This window comes from Stenotrophomonas sp. P5_A8 (assembly GCF_056400545.1).
The window spans coordinates 1-4,513 of the sequence record NZ_JBFULB010000309.1 but is presented as its reverse complement, the minus strand read 5'-3'; the positions used below and the strand labels follow the sequence as shown (position 1 = coordinate 4,513).

The following is a 4,513-nucleotide window of genomic DNA, read 5'->3' as shown; positions in this document are numbered from 1 at the left end:
CAGCAGGCACGCGATCAGCGCGCCGTGTCGATCAGGCGCGGCGCTTGCGGAAGGACACGAACAGCGCCCACGCGGCCAGCAGCACGAACCACACCAGGCTCCACATCGGCATGGTCAGGCCGAGGAAGCGCCAGTCGATGTTGCCGCAGTCGCCGGTACCGGTCAGCACGGTCCGAAACACCTCGAACGGCCCCATGGTTTCACTGAGGAACGCCAGCGGCGGGCCGCAGCTGGACCCCATGTCCTTGGGCAGCAGTTGCACGTACACGTGGCGACCGGCGATACCCATGCCGACGGCCGCGGCGATGAAGGCGAGCACGCCATAGGTGCCACGACCGGCGCGATCGCGCGGGCCATGCAGGGCGCCGATCAGGAACAGCAGCCCAAGCGCGGCGAACGCGATCCGCTGGAAAATGCACAGCGGGCACGGCTCCAGGCCGATCTTGAGCTGCAGGAAGATCGCATACGCCAACAGCCCGGCGCAGATCAAAAACCCCAGCAGGAACTGGGCGCGGTAATTCCAGCGCAGTGGATTCATTGCCAACACTCGTGAACGTGCAAGGCGCCAAGATTAACAGGGCGCCGCAGGCCCCGRCCCCTGCCGACCTACCGGCTATCGGCCCGCTGGACCAGACAGCGTGTTCTGTTGACGTTTGAGATCTTGGCAGTGACCCGACAGCAAGAGCGAATGCCTTTGACTCCTTGCCCCGGAAGGGTCGGTACGGGTGGATTGGCGGGACACGCTGCGAGTCCCGCAGACCCACCCACGCCAGCGCCCCGCCGTAGTACGCGACGCGCCTTGCCGTTGCCGTAGATCAACACACCAACAAACCCCTACCCCACAAACGGAAAAACCCGGCACAAGGCCGGGTTCTTCACCGAATTTCGGGTGTTGCGCGTCGATTATTCTTCGACGGCTTCAGCCACGGCAGCCGGACGATCCACCAGTTCCACGTAGGCCATCGGCGCGTTGTCGCCAGCGCGGAAACCGCACTTCAGCAGACGCAGGTAGCCGCCCGGACGGTTCGCGTAACGCGGGCCCAGGATGGTGAACAGGTTGCCGACGGCTTCCTGGTCGCGCAGGCGAGCGAAGGCCAGACGGCGGTTGGCGACGGAGTCGACCTTGGCCAGGGTGATCAGCGGCTCGGCGACGCGRCGCAGTTCCTTGGCCTTCGGCAGCGTGGTCTTGATCAGCTCGTGCTTGAACAGCGACGACGCCATGTTCTTGAACATCGCTTCGCGGTGGGCGCTGGTGCGGTTGAACTTGCGGCCGGACTTCATATGACGCATGGGAGTGATTCCTTGATTGAATATTGGATCGGTTGGGTATCGCTGTCGCCTTCCTGGCGTTGTTGCTTGGACTGCGGATGGTCCGATGCCGGCCCTCCTGGCCGACCGTCACCGCAGGCTGTGGGCCTGTCGATGCGTCGTGTTGCGGTGAAGCCCCCGCACCCGAAGGTGCGGGGTCAAGCATCTTGCGTAGCGCTGGATCAGCCGAGCATGCCGTGCTGGGCGACACCGGCCGGCGGCCAGTTCTCCAGCTTCATGCCGAGCGAAAGACCACGCTGTGCGAGGACTTCCTTGATCTCGGTCAGCGACTTCTTGCCGAGGTTCGGGGTCTTGAGCAGTTCCACTTCGGTCTTCTGGATCAGATCGCCGATGTAGTAAATGCTCTCAGCCTTGAGGCAGTTGGCCGAACGCACGGTCAGTTCCAGGTCGTCGATCGGGCGCAGCAGCACCGGATCCACGCCGTTGTTGGCCGGCTTGGCTGCACCGCGGTCGCGGTGGGTGAAGTCACCGAACACCGACAGCTGATCGCTGAGGATATCCGCGGCAGTGCGCACGGCTTCCTCGGCATCGATCGTGCCGTTGGTTTCGATGTCCAGCACCAGCTTGTCCAGATCGGTACGCTGTTCGACGCGGGCCGCTTCCACCGAATAGGCGACGCGACGGACCGGCGAGAACGAAGCGTCCAGCACCAGACGACCGATGGCACGGGTTTCTTCATCCGGACGGCGGCGGGCAGCAGCCGGCTGGTAGCCGAAACCGCGCTCGACCTTCAGACGCATGTTGATCGCCACATCCTTGGTGAGATGGCAGATCACATGAGCCGGATTGAGGATCTCGGTGTTATGGTCAATCTTGATATCAGCAGCGGTAACGACACCCGGCCCCTGCTTGGACAGCGACAGCGTAGCGTTGTCGCCGGTATGCATGCGGATGGCCACATCCTTCAGGTTGAGCAGGACTTCAAGCACGTCCTCCTGCAAGCCTTCAAGGGTGGTGTACTCGTGCAGCACGCCGTCGATTTCCACTTCCGTGATGGCGAAGCCCGGGATGGACGACAGCAGCACGCGACGCAGGGCATTGCCCAGCGTATGCCCGTAACCACGCTCCAAGGGTTCGATAACGACCTTGGCGCGGGTGTCGGTAAGGCGTTCGATCTGCGGACCGCGAGGACGCAGAACCTGGTTGGCGGTAACCGTCATGTTGCGGGTTCTCCTAGTGAATCCCCGGCCGTCGCCGGGGATTCTCCAATGTGAATTACTTCGAATACAACTCGACGATCAGCGCTTCGTTGATATCCGCAGGCAGGTCCGCACGATCCGGAACAGCCTTGAAGATGCCGGCGAACTTGCCGGAATCCACTTCAACCCACGACGGACGCAGGTCGTGCGTGGCAGACACGGTCAGGGCTTCCTGAACGCGCAACTGCTTGGCAGCCTTTTCGGACAGCGCGACAGCGTCGCCAGCCTTGACCTGGTACGAAGCCAGGTTGACCGACTTGCCGTTCACGGTGACACCGCGGTGCGAGACCAGCTGACGGGCAGCCGGACGGGTCACAGCGAAGCCCATGCGATAGACAACGTTGTCCAGGCGGGTTTCCAGCAGCTGCAGGAGGTTCTCGCCGGTGTTGCCCTTCTTGGTCGAGGCCTTCTTGTAGTAGTTGCGGAACTGACGCTCCAGCAGACCGTAGATACGCTTGACCTTCTGCTTTTCACGCAGCTGGGTAGCGTAGTCGGACAGCTTGCCCTTACGGGCAGTGGCGCCGTGCTGGCCGGGCTTCTGCTCCAGCTTGCACTTGGAGTCCAGCGCGCGCGCCGGGCTCTTGAGGGAAAGGTCGGCGCCTTCGCGGCGGGCGAGCTTACAGGTAGGACCGATATAACGAGCCATTTCTTATCGCTCCTTTAGACGCGACGCTTCTTCGGCGGACGGCACCCGTTGTGCGGGATAGGCGTCACGTCGATGATGTTGGTGATCTTGTAGCCCACGTTGTTCAGCGAGCGCACGGCCGACTCACGACCCGGACCCGGGCCCTTGATGCGGACTTCCAAGGACTTGACGCCGTAGTCGAGCGCGGCACGGCCGGCCTTCTCGGCAGCCACCTGGGCAGCGAACGGGGTGGACTTACGCGAACCGCGGAAGCCAGCGCCACCGGAGGTCGCCCACGACAGAGCATTGCCCTGACGGTCGGTGATGGTCACGATGGTGTTGTTGAAAGAAGCATGGACGTGGGCGACGCCGTCAGTGACGACGCGCTTGATCTTCTTCTTGGTCTTAGCGACGGGCTTAGCCATTTCTTAGGTCCCTTACTTCCTGATCGCCTTGCGCGGGCCCTTGCGGGTGCGGGCGTTGGTACGGGTGCGCTGGCCACGAAGCGGCAGACCGCGACGGTGACGCAGACCGCGGTAGCAGCCCAGATCCATCAGGCGCTTGATCGCGATACCGATTTCACGGCGCAGATCGCCTTCCACGATGTACTTGCCGACTTCGAGACGCAGGCGCTCGATTTCCGGTTCGGACAGGTCGCGGATCTTGGTGGTCGAGGTAACGCCTGCGGCGTCGCAGACCTTCTTCGAACGGGTACGGCCGATGCCGTAAATGCTTTGCAACCCGACCCAGACGTGCTTCTGGGCTGGCAGGTTGACGCCTGCAATACGCGCCATGACGCGGTTCTCCAGCTGAGTGATGGCCGACAGCGCACCTTGGGCGCGCTAATCCGGCAGGATGGATCAAAAAAGTGAACTAGCGATTCTATCAAGGTCTCGGTGTACTTGGAAGTCCGTGGAACCTCAAAGGTTCCATGGACCCGGCGTGGGGAGTGTGCCCATGCTCCGGCGCCGGATGTCGTTGACTGCGGAGGTTGCCCTCTTCGTYGCCCGCGCTACTCCTGCGCGGGACCACCACATCACACCCCCACCCGAAACCGCTGCGGGGGCCGCCCTTCGATTTGGAAGGCCAGGTCCGGGAACCGGAGGGGCCTTCGCAACAAGAAGAATAGTGTAACAGGCTTATCAGCCGCGAGCAAAACCGCCGCGGTTGCCGCCCTTCAGGTTGGCCTTCTTCAACAGGCTCTCGTACTGGTGCGACATCAGGTGCGCCTGGATCTGCGCGATGAAGTCCATCACCACCACCACCACGATCAGCAGCGAGGTGCCGCCGAAGTAGAACGAGGCGCCCAGCTGGGTGCGCATGATTTCCGGCAGCAGGCAGACGATCACCAGGTACAGCG

At 62.8% G+C, this 4,513-nt stretch carries 6 protein-coding genes and 1 pseudogene; all 7 read right to left on the bottom strand.

The genetic code is table 11. The annotated features are described in order from the left end of the window. Nucleotides 1–31 precede the first annotated feature (31 nt). Complete coding sequence (locus tag AC1DQP_RS16935; RefSeq protein ID WP_256776229.1) at nucleotides 32–538, bottom strand: disulfide bond formation protein B; 507 nt, start codon at nucleotides 536–538, stop codon at nucleotides 32–34. A 365-nt stretch (nucleotides 539–903) separates the two neighbouring features. Beyond that, the gene (gene rplQ, locus AC1DQP_RS16930) at nucleotides 904–1,290 is read right to left on the bottom strand and encodes a 50S ribosomal protein L17 (protein ID WP_256776228.1); all 387 of its coding nucleotides are present in this window, start codon (nucleotides 1,288–1,290) and stop codon (nucleotides 904–906) included. A gap of 200 nt (nucleotides 1,291–1,490) precedes the next feature. Further along, the gene (locus AC1DQP_RS16925) at nucleotides 1,491–2,489 is read right to left on the bottom strand and encodes a DNA-directed RNA polymerase subunit alpha (protein ID WP_256776227.1); all 999 of its coding nucleotides are present in this window, start codon (nucleotides 2,487–2,489) and stop codon (nucleotides 1,491–1,493) included. Between the two features lie 55 nt (nucleotides 2,490–2,544). Next, nucleotides 2,545–3,174: a 30S ribosomal protein S4 gene (gene rpsD / locus AC1DQP_RS16920; RefSeq protein ID WP_038690262.1), complete on the bottom strand. Its 630-nt coding sequence runs from the start codon at nucleotides 3,172–3,174 to the stop codon at nucleotides 2,545–2,547. 14 nt (nucleotides 3,175–3,188) lie between these two features. Continuing rightward, complete coding sequence (gene rpsK / locus AC1DQP_RS16915) at nucleotides 3,189–3,578, bottom strand: 30S ribosomal protein S11 (protein ID WP_017355427.1); 390 nt, start codon at nucleotides 3,576–3,578, stop codon at nucleotides 3,189–3,191. 12 nt (nucleotides 3,579–3,590) lie between these two features. Next, nucleotides 3,591–3,947 carry a 30S ribosomal protein S13 gene (gene rpsM, locus AC1DQP_RS16910; RefSeq protein ID WP_019186163.1) on the bottom strand — a complete coding sequence of 119 codons (357 nt, stop codon included), beginning with the start codon at nucleotides 3,945–3,947 and terminating at the stop codon, nucleotides 3,591–3,593. A gap of 348 nt (nucleotides 3,948–4,295) precedes the next feature. Next, nucleotides 4,296–4,513 (bottom strand): annotated as a pseudogene (gene secY, locus AC1DQP_RS16905) (preprotein translocase subunit SecY); the annotation flags it as partial.

Bases quoted from the DNA above. Each gene is read 5' to 3' on its own strand.
- AC1DQP_RS16935 (WP_256776229.1), bottom strand. From the start codon at position 538: ATGAATCCACTGCGCTGGAATTACCGCGCCCAGTTCCTGCTGGGGTTT.
- AC1DQP_RS16925 (WP_256776227.1), bottom strand. From the start codon at position 2,489: ATGACGGTTACCGCCAACCAGGTTCTGCGTCCTCGCGGTCCGCAGATC.
- rpsD (WP_038690262.1), bottom strand. From the start codon at position 3,174: ATGGCTCGTTATATCGGTCCTACCTGTAAGCTCGCCCGCCGCGAAGGC.
- rpsK (WP_017355427.1), bottom strand. From the start codon at position 3,578: ATGGCTAAGCCCGTCGCTAAGACCAAGAAGAAGATCAAGCGCGTCGTC.
- rpsM (WP_019186163.1), bottom strand. From the start codon at position 3,947: ATGGCGCGTATTGCAGGCGTCAACCTGCCAGCCCAGAAGCACGTCTGG.